This is a genomic window from Mycobacterium sp. SM1 (genome assembly GCF_018361265.1).
Lineage (GTDB): Bacteria > Actinomycetota > Actinomycetes > Mycobacteriales > Mycobacteriaceae > Mycobacterium.
Genome location: NZ_JAFLNH010000001.1, coordinates 1,995,779 through 2,010,986, shown reverse-complemented (window position 1 = coordinate 2,010,986; position 15,208 = coordinate 1,995,779). Strand labels below are relative to the sequence as shown.

At 67.0% G+C, this 15,208-nt stretch carries 15 protein-coding genes and 1 pseudogene; 8 read left to right on the top strand and 8 right to left on the bottom strand.

Annotated elements, in window-relative coordinates; all coding sequences use genetic code 11:
* Positions 1-104: 104 nt before the first annotated feature.
* Positions 105-899, bottom strand: a complete 795-nt coding sequence (locus MSM1_RS09205; protein WP_213441153.1) for an acyl-[acyl-carrier-protein] thioesterase — start codon at positions 897-899, stop codon at positions 105-107.
* A 141-nt stretch (positions 900-1,040) separates the two neighbouring features.
* Between MSM1_RS09205 and ramB the strand changes: the two genes are divergently transcribed.
* Positions 1,041-2,456, top strand: coding sequence for an acetate metabolism transcriptional regulator RamB (gene ramB / locus MSM1_RS09200; protein ID WP_213441152.1), 1,416 nt, complete (start codon positions 1,041-1,043; stop codon positions 2,454-2,456).
* Positions 2,456-3,025: a carboxymuconolactone decarboxylase family protein gene (locus tag MSM1_RS09195; protein WP_213441151.1), complete on the top strand. Its 570-nt coding sequence runs from the start codon at positions 2,456-2,458 to the stop codon at positions 3,023-3,025. The genes ramB and MSM1_RS09195 overlap by 1 nt, the downstream gene beginning before the upstream one ends.
* Positions 3,026-3,052: 27 nt before the next feature.
* On the opposite strand, the gene MSM1_RS09190 is transcribed toward MSM1_RS09195, so the two are convergent.
* From MSM1_RS09190 to MSM1_RS09170, 5 genes are all read right to left on the bottom strand, one after another.
* Positions 3,053-3,715, bottom strand: a complete 663-nt coding sequence (locus MSM1_RS09190; RefSeq protein ID WP_213441150.1) for a TetR/AcrR family transcriptional regulator — start codon at positions 3,713-3,715, stop codon at positions 3,053-3,055.
* Positions 3,716-3,720: 5 nt separating this feature from the next.
* Entirely contained in the window at positions 3,721-4,863 is a 1,143-nt protein-coding gene (locus tag MSM1_RS09185) for an acyl-CoA dehydrogenase family protein (RefSeq protein WP_213441149.1), read from the bottom strand.
* Between the two features lie 11 nt (positions 4,864-4,874).
* Positions 4,875-6,056, bottom strand: a complete 1,182-nt coding sequence (locus MSM1_RS09180) for an acyl-CoA dehydrogenase family protein (RefSeq protein WP_213441148.1) — start codon at positions 6,054-6,056, stop codon at positions 4,875-4,877.
* 68 nt (positions 6,057-6,124) lie between these two features.
* The gene (locus tag MSM1_RS09175) at positions 6,125-6,859 is read right to left on the bottom strand and encodes an SDR family NAD(P)-dependent oxidoreductase (protein ID WP_213441147.1); all 735 of its coding nucleotides are present in this window, start codon (positions 6,857-6,859) and stop codon (positions 6,125-6,127) included.
* Complete coding sequence (locus MSM1_RS09170) at positions 6,859-7,029, bottom strand: hypothetical protein (RefSeq protein WP_213441146.1); 171 nt, start codon at positions 7,027-7,029, stop codon at positions 6,859-6,861. The genes MSM1_RS09175 and MSM1_RS09170 overlap by 1 nt, the downstream gene beginning before the upstream one ends.
* A gap of 66 nt (positions 7,030-7,095) precedes the next feature.
* Here MSM1_RS09170 and MSM1_RS09165 point away from each other — a divergent pair, with 66 nt between their 5' ends.
* The 3 genes and pseudogenes from MSM1_RS09165 to MSM1_RS09155 all read left to right on the top strand — a co-directional run bounded on the left by MSM1_RS09165 (position 7,096) and on the right by MSM1_RS09155 (position 7,980).
* Positions 7,096-7,467 (top strand): DUF3054 domain-containing protein, encoded by a 372-nt coding sequence (locus MSM1_RS09165; protein WP_213441145.1) that lies wholly within the window; start codon positions 7,096-7,098, stop codon positions 7,465-7,467.
* 80 nt (positions 7,468-7,547) lie between these two features.
* Positions 7,548-7,738, top strand: a pseudogene (locus MSM1_RS21730) (class I SAM-dependent methyltransferase); the annotation flags it as partial.
* Between the two features lie 101 nt (positions 7,739-7,839).
* Entirely contained in the window at positions 7,840-7,980 is a 141-nt protein-coding gene (locus tag MSM1_RS09155; RefSeq protein ID WP_213441144.1) for a hypothetical protein, read from the top strand.
* A 129-nt stretch (positions 7,981-8,109) separates the two neighbouring features.
* On the opposite strand, the gene MSM1_RS09150 is transcribed toward MSM1_RS09155, so the two are convergent.
* Positions 8,110-8,874: an MBL fold metallo-hydrolase gene (locus MSM1_RS09150; protein ID WP_213441143.1), complete on the bottom strand. Its 765-nt coding sequence runs from the start codon at positions 8,872-8,874 to the stop codon at positions 8,110-8,112.
* A 26-nt stretch (positions 8,875-8,900) separates the two neighbouring features.
* Here MSM1_RS09150 and fgd point away from each other — a divergent pair, with 26 nt between their 5' ends.
* From fgd to MSM1_RS09135, 3 genes are all read left to right on the top strand, one after another.
* Entirely contained in the window at positions 8,901-9,911 is a 1,011-nt protein-coding gene (gene fgd, locus MSM1_RS09145) for a glucose-6-phosphate dehydrogenase (coenzyme-F420) (RefSeq protein WP_213441142.1), read from the top strand.
* 135 nt (positions 9,912-10,046) lie between these two features.
* Positions 10,047-12,158, top strand: coding sequence for a phosphate acetyltransferase (pta, locus tag MSM1_RS09140; RefSeq protein WP_213441640.1), 2,112 nt, complete (start codon positions 10,047-10,049; stop codon positions 12,156-12,158).
* Positions 12,148-13,347: an acetate kinase gene (locus MSM1_RS09135; protein ID WP_213441141.1), complete on the top strand. Its 1,200-nt coding sequence runs from the start codon at positions 12,148-12,150 to the stop codon at positions 13,345-13,347. Before pta ends, MSM1_RS09135 begins: the two co-directional genes overlap by 11 nt.
* Positions 13,348-13,382: 35 nt before the next feature.
* Here the strand turns inward: MSM1_RS09135 and MSM1_RS09130 are convergent, their stop codons facing one another.
* Positions 13,383-14,747, bottom strand: a complete 1,365-nt coding sequence (locus tag MSM1_RS09130; RefSeq protein WP_213441140.1) for an HNH endonuclease signature motif containing protein — start codon at positions 14,745-14,747, stop codon at positions 13,383-13,385.
* Between the last annotated feature and the right edge of the window lie 461 nt (positions 14,748-15,208).

The following is a 15,208-nucleotide window of genomic DNA, read 5'->3' as shown; positions in this document are numbered from 1 at the left end:
ACAATCCACGGCGCGGCTCGTGTCGTCGCACGGCTTACCCGTCGGTAACCACAAATCGCTGGTCAACGCGCGCGTTTCGGGTCACGCACCACGTGACCGGATCGCTACCGGGCGAATATGCACGCGACGGCTTTCGACTCGTCGCCGACGGCGTATGTGAGCGTCGTAACGGTGCGATCCGCAAGGCCGGGACCGAATCGATCGGTCGTGCCGGGTGGAAACACCTGCGAGATGATCTCCAGCTTGTCGCCGAGAGCGACCGGCGCCTCGTGCTCGATAACCGCCCGCAGCGGAGCCGTGAGCATCTCGGGATGGGAAGCCAGATAGTCCTCGATGACCGCCCAGTAGACCGCGTTGTTCACGTGGTCGAAGAGGTCGATGTCGGTGACGCGGATCGGAAACTCGTGAATCTCCGCTGCCTCGTCGCGGCTGCCCGCCGTCAGATATGCCTGCCACCGCAGCCGAGTGATGCTGGTGGTGCGATGCAGGCCGGCCAAGAAGTCGTCGGCGATGCGCGCCGGCATCTGGGTCTGCCGATTGATGTTGATCCAGAACGCCTCGGACTCGATCAATCCGCCTCGGCGTCCATCAATGCGCACCCGCATCTCACACCAGCGGTTCGAGGCGCCCGAGCACCAGCGCCGCAACCGCAACATGTCGCCGAACTCGATCGGGCGGATCAGGTCGATCATGGTGCGCCGGACAATCCAGAGCGGATGGGTCTCCTCAAAGCCCATCTCACGCAGCTGGTCTTGGCCGATGTCCTGGATGTGCCGGGCGGCCGCGTCCAGCCGCAGCCGCCCACCGCGATCGATGTCGGCGACCCGCAGCGGCCACTCGCGATCGAAAACGTCGGGATGGCCGTCGGGCACCGGCATCATCACCTTGTCCAGGCTCACGGCGTCACTCCCCGTTTCGTTCCCGTTTACTGCTTTGCCATACTCCCGCGGATCATGCCAAACGGTCCGGCGACACACCAGCCGGGCGGCGGCTTGCCAACTCTGCGAACCATCCCTTCGCACTCGGGTAGGCTCGGTCGGATGGCCAAGACGTTTGTCGGCTCCCGCGTTCGCCAGCTGCGCAGCGAGCGCGGGTTCAGCCAGGCGGCCCTGGCGCAAATGCTGGGCATCTCACCCAGTTACCTCAACCAAATCGAACACGATGTCCGCCCGTTGACGGTGGCGGTGCTGCTGCGAATCACCGAGGTGTTCGGGGTGGACGCGACGTTTTTCGCCTCCCAGGACGACACCCGGCTGGTCGCCGAGCTGCGGGAGGTGACGATGGACCGCGACCTGGGCATCGACGTCACTTTGCCGGAGGTCGCCGACATGGTGGGCGCGCACCCCGCGCTGGCCCGCGCCATGGTCAATTTGCACCGCCGCTACCGGATCACCACCGCCCAACTGGCCGCCGCGACCGAACAGCGGTTTTCCGACGGCAGCGGGACCGGAGTGCTCACCATGCCGCACGAGGAGGTGCGTGACTATTTCTACGAGCGGCAAAATTACCTGCACGAGCTGGACACCGCCGCAGAAGACCTGACGGTGCGGATGCGGATGCACCGCGGTGACCTGGCCGGGGAGTTGTCTCGCCGGCTCACGGAGGTGCACGGCGTGCACATCGTCAAGCGCATCGACCTCGGTGACACCGTGCTGCATCGCTACGACCCGGCGACCAAGACACTGGAGATCAGCAGTCATCTCTCGCCGGGTCAGCAGGTGTTCAAGATGGCCGCCGAGCTGGCCTACCTGGAATTCGGTGACCTCATCGACAGGCTGGTTGAAGAGGGCAAATTCACCAGCGGGGAGGCGCGCACGCTGGCGCGGCTCGGGCTGGCCAACTACTTCGCGGCCGCCGCGGTGCTGCCCTACCGGCAGTTTCACGACGTGACCGAGAAATTCCGCTACGACATCGAGCGGCTCTCGGCGTTCTACTCGGTGAGCTACGAGACGATCTGCCATCGGCTGTCCACGCTGCAGCGGCCGTCGTTGCGCGGGGTGCCGTTTTCTTTCGTGCGGGTGGACCGGGCGGGCAACATGTCAAAACGGCAGTCGGCCACGGGTTTTCACTTTTCGTCTACCGGCGGCACCTGCCCGCTGTGGAATGTCTATGAGACGTTCGCTAACCCGGGGAAAATCCTGGTGCAAATCGCGCAGATGCCCGATGGCCGTCATTACCTGTGGGTGGCCCGCACCGTGGAGCGGCGGGCATCCCGCTATGGTCAGCCGGGAAAGACTTTCGCCATCGGGCTGGGTTGCGAACTTCGCCATGCCCACCGGCTCGTCTACTCGGGAGGACTCGATTTGTCGGGGAATGCCGCCACACCGATCGGCGCGGGCTGCCGGATCTGCGAGCGCGACAACTGCCCGCAGCGGGCCTTCCCGGCGTTGGGCCGAGCGCTCGACCTCGACGAGCATCGCAGCACGGTGTCGCCCTATCTGGTGAAGCAAGCGTGATGAGCGGCTCGAAAACCACTCCGGCCGGCCGTATCCCGCCCGGGGGTCTTGGCGAGCTGGGCCCGGTCAACTGGCTGCTGGCGAAGTTCGCCGCCCGAACGGTCCACGTGCCCGAGATGCACCTGTTCACCGCCCTGGGCCGGCACCGGCGGCTGTTCCGGGTCTGGCTGTTGTATTCCGGCGCGCTGCTGCGGGGGCGGCTGCCCCGTGCCGACACCGAGTTGGTGATCCTGCGGGTCGCGCATTTGCGGGCCTGCGCATACGAGTTGCGCCATCACCGGCCAATGGCGCGCCGCCGCGGGCTGGACGACTCGACGCAAGAGGCGATCTTCGCCTGGCCCCACGGGCCCGAGGAACTCACGGCCAGGCTGACGCCACGACAGCGAGCGCTACTGAGCGCCACCGACGAGCTCGTCGCAAACCGCTCCGTCAGCGCCGGCACCTGGCAGGAGCTGGCACGCCATCTCGATCCGCGTCAACTGATCGAACTTTGCATGCTCGCAGCACAATACGACGGGCTAGCCGCGACGATATCGGCTCTTGAAATTCCGTTGGACCACCCGCGGTGACCGGGCCGGGCGGGGTGCCCGTGCCTCTCACGTCAGCAGATGCGCGTAATCCTTATGGCGCTCATACCGAATCAACGAGTGGAGCACAATGGCGGTCTGTAGCCGGATGTACTGGTCGACGTTGTAGATCGGGCCGAAATGCCAGTGCTTGAGCGCCCAGCCCTGTGCGAGCAGCATGATGTTGAACACCACCAGATCCACGTCGGCGTCGCGGAATATCCCCTCGGCGATACCCGCCTCGATCGCTGCGCGCAGCGGTGCAGCGGTGCTGATTTCGAGCTCTTTGATCTGCGCGCGGCCGGCCGGGTCGAGGGTACGGCTTTCCCGGTAGGTCAACACCACGGCATCCAGGTTCTCATCGACGATCTCGATGTAGCGGCGGATACCGGCAGCCAATCGCTCGACGATATCGTCTCCAGCGGCATCCATCGCCGGCGCCAGCTGGTCGCGGAACGCGTCTTGGATGCGCACGATCGTCGCCAGCAGCAAGTCTTCTTTGCCGCCGAAGTACTTGTAGATCAAGCCGACACTCACGTTGGCCTCGGCCGCCAGGTCCTGCATGGACATCTGGTGAAACCCGGTCTTGCCCATGACTTTGACCGCGGCGTCCAGCATCTGGCGGCGCCGCGAGCTGCTGCGGGCGGCACGCACGGCGTCCCTGACCGGAAGATCACCGAAGTCGGTCACCATGACCCTTAAATGCCCAGGTCCTTGGCGATGATGGTCTTCATTATCTCGGTGGTGCCGCCGTAGATGGTCTGGATCCGGGCATCGACGAATGCCCGCGACACCGGGTATTCGCGCATGTAGCCATAACCGCCGTACAACTGCAGGCACCGGTCGGCGGTGCGCACCTGCAGTTCGGTGGTCCACCATTTGAGCCGCGCCGCCCGCGCGGCGGTCAGCTCTTTGGCCAGGTGCTTGGCGATACAGTCGTCGAGGTAGGTCCGGGCGATGTCGATCTCGGTCGCCAACTCGGCGAGCACGAACTGGGTGTTCTGGAAGCCGGATATCGGAGAGCCAAAGGCGCGCCGCTGGCGCGCATAGTCGAGCGTCTCGGCCAGCACTCCCTCCGCGGCGGCCACCGCGCCAACGGCCAGCGAAAGCCGTTCCTGCGGCAGGTTACCGACGAGCTGGTAGAACCCCTTGCCCTCTTCTTCGAGCAGATTTTCGGCGGGCACACGCATGTCGGTGAAGGTCAGCTCGCTGGTGTCCTGGGCGTGCAGGCCGATCTTCTCCAGGTTGCGGCCGCGGGCGAAACCCGGTGTGTCGGCGTCGACCACCAGAAGTGACAATCCACGGTGCGGGTCGGGCGAGGTGCGCACCGCGACGACGAACAGGTCAGCCGTCTGCCCGTTGGAGATAAACGTTTTCGCGCCGTTGACAATGTAGTGGTCACCATCACGCACCGCAGAGGTGCGAATCGCGGCCAGGTCGCTGCCGGCACCGGGTTCGGTCATCGCGATGCCGAGCACCGTTTCGCCGGTCACCACGCCGGGCAGCCACCGCCGTTTCTGCTCCTCGGTGGTCAGGTCGGTGAGATAGGGCAGCACGATGTCGTTCTGCAGCGCGAACGCCACCGCCTCAGCCGCCGCGCCGACCCGCTGCAGCTCTTCGATGACGATTGCGTGGTAGCGAAAGTCGTCGACTCCCGGCCCGCCGAACCGCTCGGGCACCGGAAAGCCCAACAGCCCCAGCTTGCCCGCCTCGGTAAACAGGGAGCGGTCCCAACAGCCCAGCCGTTCCCAGTTCTCATGGGCAGGAAGCACGGTCCGCTGCACGAAATCGCGCATCAGTTCCCGGAACTGGTGATGCTCAGCAGTGTAGGACAGGCTCATCGGTCCTCTTTTCAGCGGAAGGCGCTGATGCCGGTCAAGGCCTGCCCGAGGATAAGTTGATGCATCTCGGCCGTGCCCTCATAGGTCAACACGGATTCCAGGTTGACCATGTGTCTGATGACCGGATACTCCAGCGATATGCCGTTGCCGCCCAATATTGTTCGCGCAGTCCGGCAGATCTCGAGTGCCTCCCGGGTGTTGTTGAGCTTGCCAAAGCTGACTTGTTCCGGGCGAAGCCCGGCACGATCCTTCAGACGTCCCAGGTGCAGGGCCAACAGCTGCCCTTTATGCAGTTCGACCGCCATATCGACGAGTTTTGCCTGGGTCAACTGGAATCCGGCTATCGGGCGGCCGAATTGAGTGCGGTGGCACGCATAGTCCAGGGCTGCCTGCCAGGCGGACCGCGCCGCGCCCATTGCCCCCCAAATTATTCCGTAGCGTGCCTCGGACAAGCACGCCAGGGGTGCGCGCAGCCCAATGGCCTTAGGCAGCATCGCCTCGGCCGGCAGCCGCACCTCGTCGAGCACCAACTCACTGGTGATCGACGCCCGCAGCGACAGCTTGTGGTGGATGGTGTTGGCGGCAAAACCCGGCGTTTCGGTGGGCACGAGGAATCCGCGGATGCCCTCGTCGGTGGCGGCCCACACGACCGCAACATCGGCCACCGAGCCGTTGGTGATCCACATCTTGCGGCCGGTGAGCACCCAGTCCGCACCATCGCGTCGCGCCCGGGTCGTCATCGCCGCCGGGTCAGAGCCGGCGTCGGGCTCGGTGAGCCCGAAACAGCCGAGCAGCTCACCGGCCGCCATCGGCGGCAGCCACTGCTGCTTGTGCTCCTCGGAGCCGAAGGTCGCAATTGCGAACATCGCCAGCGATCCCTGCACCGACACCAGCGAGCGGACCCCGGAGTCGGCGGCCTCCAGCTCCAGACAGGCCAGGCCGTAGTGCACGGCGGACGCCCCGCTGCATCCGTAGCCGTGCAGGTGCATACCGAGCAGCCCGAGCTGGCCGAACTGCTTGGCGAGCTCACGCACCACCGGCAGACCCCCCGCCTCGAACCAGTCGCCCACATACGGGGTGACGTGCTCGGCGCAGAACCCTCTGACGGTGTCGCGCACCGCGATCTCGTCGGCCGACAGCGAGGCATCCAGGCCGAGCGGGTCATAGGGATCAAACGGCGTCACAGTGCTCATCGGTCGATCCTAATCGGGTGACGATGCGGGCCGGGACGGCCCGAGAAGGGGCGCGACCATCGAGCCACCTAGCCCACCATGGTGAGTCCACCGCTGACGCTGATCACCTGCCCGGTGATGAACGACGCGGCATCGGAGGCGAAGAACAACGCGGCCGCGGCGACCTCCTCGGGCCTCGCCAGCCGGCGAAACGGGATCGCCTTGATCAAAGCCTCTTTCAGCTTCTCGGGCTGAGCGTGAAACAGCGGCGTGTCGGTGGGGCCGGGGCACACGCAGTTGACGGTGATCTGGTGGCGGACCATTTCCCGGGCCAGCGATTTGGTGAACGCAATGACACCGCCCTTCGCCCCGGCGTACACGGTCTCTCCGGCACTGCCAACTCGTCCGGCATCGCTGGCCACGTTGACAACTCGCCCGCCATCGCCCGCCTCGACCATTCCCGGAAGGAACGCGCTGCACACCTGGACCGGGCCGAGAAAGTTGATGGCCACCACCTTTTGCACAAATTCCGGTGTGACGTTGAGGAATTGGTCGGTACGGTCCCAGCCGGCCGCGTTCACGATGACGTTGGGGATGCCCACTTCGGCCCGAGTCCGGTCGCGCAGCGCGTCCACCTGCGCGCGGTCAGCGACATCGACGGGCAGGGCGGTGATCAGCTTTGGGTAATGCCGTGCGGTAGCCGTGGCCGCCGCCTCGTCGAGGTCGGCGGCGACAACCCGGTCGCCTTGCGCGGCGAAGCCCAGTGCGATCGCCTTGCCGATACCGGATCCCGCGCCGGTGACGACTGCGAGTTTGGCGCCCATCAGAGATCCCCTGTCGGGCGGTGAGATCCCGGGAGCAGGCTGGCGTCCACCCTCTCGGTGACGGCCCGCGCGCCTTCGATGCCCTCGCCGGTGTGCACAAAGGCCTCCAGGGCGATCTCGGCGATCCCCAGGGCGGCCATCGCCTCACATCGCTGTGAATATTCATTCATTATCAATGAATTTATGTTCACCATGGTGGCGAAGTCAAGCGTGGGCCCACGCGCTACCCTCGCGCCATGCGACCACGGCGCAGTCCGGCGTGGCTGGGCGCCGACGTTCTCGGTGTGCTGGTGTTCTGCGCCGTGGGGAGGCGCAGCCACGATGAAGGCCTCGATGCCGCCGGCCTCGCGGCGACTTCCTGGCCGTTTCTGACCGGAACGGTCGCCGGCTGGCTGGGTTCCCGCGCCTGGCGGCGCCCCACTGCCCTGGCCCCGACCGGGGTGGCGGTGTGGCTGGGCACGCTGGTGGTCGGGATGCTGCTGCGCAAGGCCACCATGGCAGGGGTGGCCGCAAGTTTCGTGGTAGTGGCGGCAACGGTCACCGCCGTGCTGCTGCTCGGTTGGCGGGCGGTTGCCGAGGCGGCGCTGCGACGCCGCCCGAACGCTTAACCGGATGGCGATGGCACGGGCGGGCACCGACTGGCTCCTCAGGGCGACGGGCGGCGCATTTCATTGCTTTCATTGCGCACGCCGAAACGGCGGGCATTCGGCAGGCGGCGATCCTGGCATCGGGGTTTGACGCTCGGCCCTACCGGCTGTGGTGGCCGGCCGGCACCACGGCATATGAGTTCGATGGCCGCAGGTCATCGAACTCAAGACCCAGACATTGCGCCGGCTGGGTGCCGCTCCCGCGGCAAGCCGTCGAGCTGTGGGCGCCGACTAGCACACGGTTTGGATGTCGGCCTGGAAGATATGGCCCACACCGGCGAGCCTGCCGATGTCGCTGAATATCTGGCGACGCGCGGCTGAAAGACGGTGAGGATGACCCTCGCCGACCTGTTCGCCGCGACCGGGCCGCCCTGGCTGCGCCGCGACGGCCTTGCCGATGTTCCGGTGGCACCGCAGTGCGTCACCGCGGCGCGCACCTCCCCACGCGGGGTGACGCCGGCACGCCAGATGTAAGGCGGCGAAGGGGATGCAACGCGGGCGCGGCCACGCGAGCCGCTTCGACTAGCGGCCCGATCACAACATCACCGAGATTGCTTGAAACCCCTGGCATTCGGTGTGAGTGAAAATCGAATACGACTTTCCTCAGCGGCGTTTCGCCAGCGCCGTGGCCCGCTCGGTGGCCCGGCGGATCGGGCCCCGCCACAGCTCGCCGTGGCCGGGCACCAGAATCTCCGTCTCCAGCAGCGCCAGCGCCGCCAGGCTGCGGACACATTCGTCCTGGTGATGGCTGAACATCGCCGGCAGCAACTGCGGACCGCTGCGGGGCAGCAACGGATGCCCGGTGACCAGCGCGTCGCCGCTGACCAGCACGCCGTCGACCAGATAGCAGCAGTGCCCACTGGTATGCCCGGGAGTGGGAATGGCCAACGGCCGCCCGGGCAACTCCGCCGCGGTCTCGGCGGTCAGTGCCTGCGCGGTCGGGATGCCGTCGCGGATCAGCCCACCGTTACGCATCACGTGCGCGGCCCACGCCGCCCAGCGCGGCCGCCAGACGCGCAGGGAAACGTCTAGCGCCGACGCCTGTTGCAGGTACTCCCGTTTGACGTGCCCCACCTCGTCGGCATGGCAGTACACCGGCGTGCCGAGCTCTCCAGCGAACCAGATCGCCGACCCCAGGTGGTCGATGTGGGCGTGGGTCAGCAGGATGGCGCGCACGTCGCCGGGCTGATAGCCCAGCTGCCGGAGCGAGGCCACCACGTTGTCACGGTCACCCGGGTAGCCGGCGTCGATCAGCATGACCCCGCTGTTGTCGGCGACCAGCAACCAGTTGACTGCGGGCCCGCGGACGAGGTGCACGGTATCGGTGACCGCTGTCAGCACCGGCAACACGCCCGCGAGTTTAGGCATGGCCGTACAGACGGTAGAAAGGACAGGTGGCTGAGCTGAAACTCGGATACAAGGCGTCGGCCGAGCAGTTCGAGCCGCGGGAACTCGTGGAGCTGGGGGTCGCCGCCGAGGCGCACGGGATGGACAGCGCGACCGTGAGCGACCATTTTCAGCCGTGGCGCCATCACGGCGGGCACGCCCCGTTCTCGCTGTGCTGGCTGACCGCCGTGGGTGAGCGCACCCGCCGGATTGTGCTGGGCACCTCGGTGCTGACCCCGACGTTTCGCTACCACCCCGCGGTTATCGCGCAGGCCTTCGCCACCATGGGATGCCTGTACCCGCACCGGGTGTTTCTGGGGGTCGGCACCGGCGAGGCGCTCAACGAGATCGCCGCCGGCCACCATGGCAGCTGGCCGGAGTTCAAGGAGCGCTTCGCCCGGCTGCGCGAAGCGGTGCGGTTGATGCGGGAGTTGTGGCGAAGTGACCGCGTCGACTTCGACGGCGAATACTACCGGCTCAACGGCGCCTCGCTTTACGACGTGCCCGAAGGCGGGGTACCCGTCTACATCGCCGCCGGCGGCCCGGCGGTGGCCAAATACGCCGGACGGGTCGGTGACGGCATGATCTGCACATCCGGCAAGGGCGCGGAGCTCTACACCGACAAGCTCCTCCCCGCCGTGTCGGAGGGCGCGGCGGCGGCGGGCCGTAACGTGGATGACATCGACAAGATGATCGAAATCAAGATTTCCTACGACCCCGATCCGCGACGCGCCCTGGAGAACACCCGGTTTTGGGCGCCCCTGTCGTTGACCGCCGAGCAGAAGCACAGCATCGAGGATCCGATCGAGATGGAAAAGGCGGCCGACGCGTTGCCGATTGAACGGGTCGCGCAGCGCTGGATCGTGACGTCAGACCCCGATGAGGCCACCGAGAGGGTCGGCCAGTATGTGAGGTGGGGATTTAACCACCTGGTTTTCCACGCGCCAGGTCACGATCAGCGTCGCTTCCTGGACCTTTTCCACAAGGACCTCGCGCCGCGGCTGCGACGGCTCGGCTGATACGGCAGGCTGCTGAGCGTGCCCGATAGCCCGACTCCTTCGCGGGCCACGCCACAGGCCGCGTCATCACCGGCCACGCCACAGCCCGCGTCATCACCGGATAGGCCCGTCCCGCACGTCCGGACGGCCTCCGCGATCTACATCGCGGCGCCCGAGGGGGATACCGGCAAGTCGACGATCGCGCTGGGACTGCTGCATCGGTTGACCGCGACGGTGGCCAAAGTCGGTGTGTTCCGGCCGATCACCCGGGTCTTTGGTGCCCGCCCGCCGCGCCCGACTGCGCCGGGGATGCCCGCGGCGCCGCCGGGCGAAGAGCGCGACTACATCCTTGAGCTGCTGTTGTCACAAGCCACCGCCGCGGTGCCTTACGAACAGTGCGTGGGGGTGACCTACGCGCAGCTGCACGCGGACCGCGAGGCCGCAATCGCCGACATCGTCGACCGTTACCACGCGGTCGCCGACGCGTGCGACGCGGTGCTGATCGTGGGGAGCGACTACACCGATGTCACCAGCCCCGCCGAGTTGGCCGTCAACGCCCGCATCGCGGTCAACCTCGGCGCGCCGGTGGTGCTGGTCGTGCGGGCCAAGGGCCGCAGACCCAATGAGGTCGCCGACGTCGTCGAGGTGTGCTTGGCCGAGTTGGGCACCCAGCACGCCCATACCGCCGCCGTGGTGGCCAACCGCTGCGAGCCCTCCCAGCTGCCCGCCGTGGCCGAGGCGCTGCGGGCGTTTCCCCTCCGCACCTATGTCCTGCCCGACGAGCCGCTGCTCTGGGCTCCCTCGGTGGCCGAGCTGCAGCACGCGGTGACCGGCACGCTGGTCAGTGGCGACGTGGCGCTGCTCGGGCGCGAGGCGATGGGTGTGGTGGTCGCCGGGATGACCTCTGACCACGTGCTGGAGCGGTTGCGCGACAGCGCGGCGGTGATCACCCCCGGCGACCGCTCGGACGTGGTGCTGGCAGTGGCCAGTGCGCATGCCGCCGAAGGGTTCCCGTCGCTGTCATGCATCATCCTCAACGGCGGTTTCGAGCTGCATCCCGCGATCGCCAAGCTGGTGGCGGGGCTGGGGCTGCGCCTACCGATCATCGCCACCGCATTGGGGACCTTCGACACCGCGAGCGCGGTGGCCTCGGTGCGGGGGCGGGTCACCGCGACCTCCCAGCGCAAGATCGACACCGCGCTGGCGCTGATGGAGCGCCACGTCGACATCGCGGATCTGCTGGCGCAGCTGGCCATCCCGGTGCCAACGGTGACCACGCCGCAGATGTTCACCTACCGGCTGCGTCAGCTCGCGCGTTCTGATCGCAAGCGCATCGTACTTCCCGAGGGCGACGATGATCGCATCCTCAAGGCCGCTGGACGGGTTCTGCAGCGCGGGATCGCGGATTTGACCCTGCTCGGGGATGAAAGCCACATTCGCGCGCGCGCAGCTGAGCTCGGGGTGGATCTGGACGGTGCGGCTGTGATCGACCCGCGCACCAGCCCGTTGCGCGACCAGTTCGCCGACCAGTACGCCCGGCTGCGCAAGACAAAAGGGATCACCATGGAACGGGCCCGCGAGATCATCGATGACGTCTCGTATTTCGGCACCATGCTGGTATACAACGGGATCGTTGACGGCATGGTGTCCGGCGTTGCGCACACCACCGCGCACACCGTGCGACCGGCGCTGCAGATCATCGGGACCGCGCCGGGAGTCTCCATCGTCTCCAGCATTTTCCTGATGTGTCTTGAAGACCGGGTGCTGGTGTACGGCGATTGCGCGATTGTCCCTGACCCCACCACAGAGCAGCTCGCCGACATCGCGATCAGCTCGGCGCGCACCGCCGCACGGTTCGGCATCGAGCCGCGAGTGGCCATGCTGTCCTACGCCACCGGCGACTCCGGTGCCGGTGCCGACGTCGACAAGGTCAGGGCGGCAACTGAGCTGGTGCACAGCCGGGCACCCGACCTGTTGGTCGAGGGTCCTATCCAATACGACGCCGCTGTCGACCCTTCCGTCGCGGCCGCCAAAACCCGTGGCTCGGCGGTCGCGGGCCGTGCGACCGTCCTGATCTTCCCCGACCTCAATTCCGGCAACAACGCCTACAAGGCGGTGCAGCGCAGCGCCGGCGCGATCGCGATCGGCCCGGTGCTGCAGGGACTCAACAAGCCGGTAAACGACCTGTCCCGTGGCGCACTGGTTGAAGACATCGTCAATACCATCGCGATCACCGCGATCCAGGCCCAGGATGCTCATGAGCGCTGATCGCCTGGTGCTGGTGATCAACTCCGGATCCTCATCGCTGAAATACCAGCTGATCGACCCGGATTCGGGGATATCCGGTGCCGTTGGCATTGTCGAGCGGATCGGCGAGCAGGTCTCCTCCGCCCGGCTGGTGGCGGCACGGCGACGCCTGAGACGTGACCATCGGGTGGCCGATCACGACGAGGCCCTGCGCCTGGCCTTCGACATGCTGGCCGATGCGGGTATCGAGCCGAGGTCCGCGGGCCTGACCGCGGTGGGGCATCGAGTGGTGCACGGCGGCGATACGTTCTTTCGGCCGACCCTCGTCGATGACGCGCTGATCGCCAAACTCAAAGAATTGTCATCGCTGGCGCCGCTGCACAATCCACCGGCGGTGGCGGCGATCGAAATGGCCCGCGAGCTGCTGCCGGACCTTCCCCATATCGCGGTGTTCGACACCGGATTCTTCCACGACCTGCCTGCCGCGGCGGCGAGCTATGCCATCGACCGCACTGTGTCGGAGAAGTGGCGTATCCGCCGATACGGCTTCCACGGCACCTCCCACCGCTATGTCAGCGAGCAGGCCGCAGCATTTTTGGGCAGGCCGCTGGAACACCTGAATCAGATCGTGCTGCACCTCGGTAACGGCTCCTCGGCCTCGGCGATCGCCGCGGGCCGCCCAGTGGAGACGTCGATGGGGCTGACCCCGATGGAGGGTCTCGTGATGGGCACGCGCAGCGGCGATATCGACCCAGGGATCATCAGCTATCTATGGCGTGCCGCGCAGATGAGCGTCGACGACATCGACTCGATGCTCAATCACCGTTCCGGTGTGCTCGGCTTAGCCGGCGAACGCGACTTCCGGCGACTGCATGAGATGATCGAAGCTGGCCATGGCTCAGCGCAATTGGCTTATGACGTTTTCATCCACCGGTTGCGCAAGTACATCGGGGCATACCTGGCGGTGCTGGGGCACACCGACGTGGTGAGCTTCACCGCCGGGATCGGTGAGAACGATGCCGCGGTGCGCCGCGACGCGCTGACCGGGATGGCGGCGCTGGGTATCGAACTCGACGAGCACCGCAACACCAGCGGGACCAGCGCCGCGCGACGGATTTCCGCCGACCACTCGCCGATCACCGTGCTGGTGATTCCGACCAACGAAGAGCTGGCCATCGCCAGGGACTGCGTCCGGGTGCTCGCTGATTAGGCATCCGTATCTGTCCAGCGGTCAGATTGACTTGGTCACGGGTCGTCTTCGTTGTCGTCGTGGAGGAGTTTTTCGGGGTGGTGAAAGGTGTTGACTCTGGGTTGGCCGTGGTCGAGGTGTGCCGGGGGGATCCATTCGGTGTCGCCGTTGGCGCGTTTGCGGGTGCTCCAGCCCCCGGGGGTGATCAGCCGGTGATGGCTGCCGCAGCCTAGGGTCAGGTCATCGATGTGGGTGGTTTTGGTGTGGGCCCACTGGCGCACGTGGTGCACCTCGGTGAGATAGCCGGGCACATCGCAGCCCGGGGCGCTGCACCCGCGATCTTTGGCGTAGAGCACGATTCGCTGACCCGGTGAGGCGAGTCGTTTGGTGTGATAGAGCCCGATCGCGCGCCCCTTGTCGAAAATCGCCAGGTAATGGTGGGCGTGCTGCGCCAGGCGGATGACGTCGCTCATGGGCAGCAGCGACCCACCCCCGGTGAGCGCGCGCCCGGCGCAGGCCTCCAACTCGCGCAGGCTGGTGGTGACGATGATCGACGCCGGCAACCCGTTGTGCCGCCCCAGTGTCCCCGACGCCAAGATCGCCCGCAGCGCGGCGTGCAGCCCGTCGTGGTTGCGCTGGCCGCTGCTGCGGGTGTCGTGGGTGATGGCCTCCTGCGACGGCGCGCCATCCAGGACCGGGGTGGGATCCTCGGGGTTGGCCATGCCGGGGGCGGCCAGCTTGGCCAGCACCGCCTCCAGGGCGGCGCGCGCGGCCGGGGACAGCCAGCCCCGCAGCGGCGCCATGCCGTCGGGGCCTTGGGGGCCCACCGTAAGCCCGCGCCGGCGCGCGCGATCCTCATCGGTGAAATTCCCGTCCGGGTTCACACAATCGCTGAGCTTATCGGCCAGCTTGGCCAGCTGCTCGGGGCGAAACAGCGCGGCGTGCTTCGCGAGCTGCGCCTCGGCGCACTGCCGGGTGTCGACATCGACCCAGCAGGGCAGCTGGTCGAAAAACCGGCGGATCACCGCGACGTGTCCGGCACCGATCTGGCCCTCCCGCTGCCCGGCGGCGGTCGCGGGCAGCCGTGGCGGCAGCGGCTCGCCGGTCACCGCCACCCGCCGCCCCAGATCCTGGGCCTCACCGATGCGCCGGTTGGCCTCCGCGCGGGTGATGCGCAGCCGCTCGGCCAGCGCCTGCGCCAGCGTGCCGCCCAGCTCCGCGGCGCTGGCCTGCCGGCGCACCCCGTTGATCAGCTCGTGGCGCGGCACCGGAAGCCGGCGGGCCTCCCGCTCCAGATCCTCCAGCAATCGCAACCGCTCCGGTGTGGTTAACACCTCAAAAGACAGCTCCAGCAGCCCGGAGACCGCCTCGTGCAGCGCGTCGAAACGCCGCGCGATCTGCTCCCGACTACTAGAAAACATGTTCGAACACTATCAGGCGGCGCCGACACACCGGCCTGCGCGCACGGCGTCCTGTGGATAACCGGCGAACTGTGCACAACCCCGGGCACCCGAGAAGGCCAGGCGGCGCGCTAGTCCTCAAAGAAGCAAGTCCGGGACTCTTGCCCCCGTCGGGGATTCCAGCCTCCGCCAGCAAGAACGTGCTCATACAGGCCGCCGCAACTTCGACCCCGATGGCGTGCACCTCACGCATCCAGCCCACGACAGATGCTTGCCGACCGCTGCGACGATCTGGTTTGGCGATGGCGCGGCGAGCGCGGGAGTCACGACCAGTTCGAGCGGCGCCGTCCGCCAGGGGGATGGTGTCAACCAGCAACCCGTGTCCGGTTCGTGACGCGCCAGCCATTCCCACGACGGTCAGCTCGAACGCGCATGTAGCCCATCACCACGACACCTATGTCGGGAACGGTACCAAACGCGTC

Coding starts and splice junctions, on each gene's coding strand:
- MSM1_RS09170 (WP_213441146.1), bottom strand. CDS start 7,029: ATGAATGAATATTCACAGCGATGTGAGGCGATGGCCGCCCTGGGGATC.
- MSM1_RS09150 (WP_213441143.1), bottom strand. CDS start 8,874: ATGCCTAAACTCGCGGGCGTGTTGCCGGTGCTGACAGCGGTCACCGAT.
- MSM1_RS09195 (WP_213441151.1), top strand. CDS start 2,456: ATGAGCGGCTCGAAAACCACTCCGGCCGGCCGTATCCCGCCCGGGGGT.
- MSM1_RS09165 (WP_213441145.1), top strand. CDS start 7,096: ATGCGACCACGGCGCAGTCCGGCGTGGCTGGGCGCCGACGTTCTCGGT.
- MSM1_RS09135 (WP_213441141.1), top strand. CDS start 12,148: ATGAGCGCTGATCGCCTGGTGCTGGTGATCAACTCCGGATCCTCATCG.
- MSM1_RS09130 (WP_213441140.1), bottom strand. CDS start 14,747: ATGTTTTCTAGTAGTCGGGAGCAGATCGCGCGGCGTTTCGACGCGCTG.
- MSM1_RS09185 (WP_213441149.1), bottom strand. CDS start 4,863: ATGAGCCTGTCCTACACTGCTGAGCATCACCAGTTCCGGGAACTGATG.
- ramB (WP_213441152.1), top strand. CDS start 1,041: ATGGCCAAGACGTTTGTCGGCTCCCGCGTTCGCCAGCTGCGCAGCGAG.
- MSM1_RS09180 (WP_213441148.1), bottom strand. CDS start 6,056: ATGAGCACTGTGACGCCGTTTGATCCCTATGACCCGCTCGGCCTGGAT.
- MSM1_RS09155 (WP_213441144.1), top strand. CDS start 7,840: ATGACCCTCGCCGACCTGTTCGCCGCGACCGGGCCGCCCTGGCTGCGC.
- MSM1_RS09175 (WP_213441147.1), bottom strand. CDS start 6,859: ATGGGCGCCAAACTCGCAGTCGTCACCGGCGCGGGATCCGGTATCGGC.
- MSM1_RS09190 (WP_213441150.1), bottom strand. CDS start 3,715: ATGGTGACCGACTTCGGTGATCTTCCGGTCAGGGACGCCGTGCGTGCC.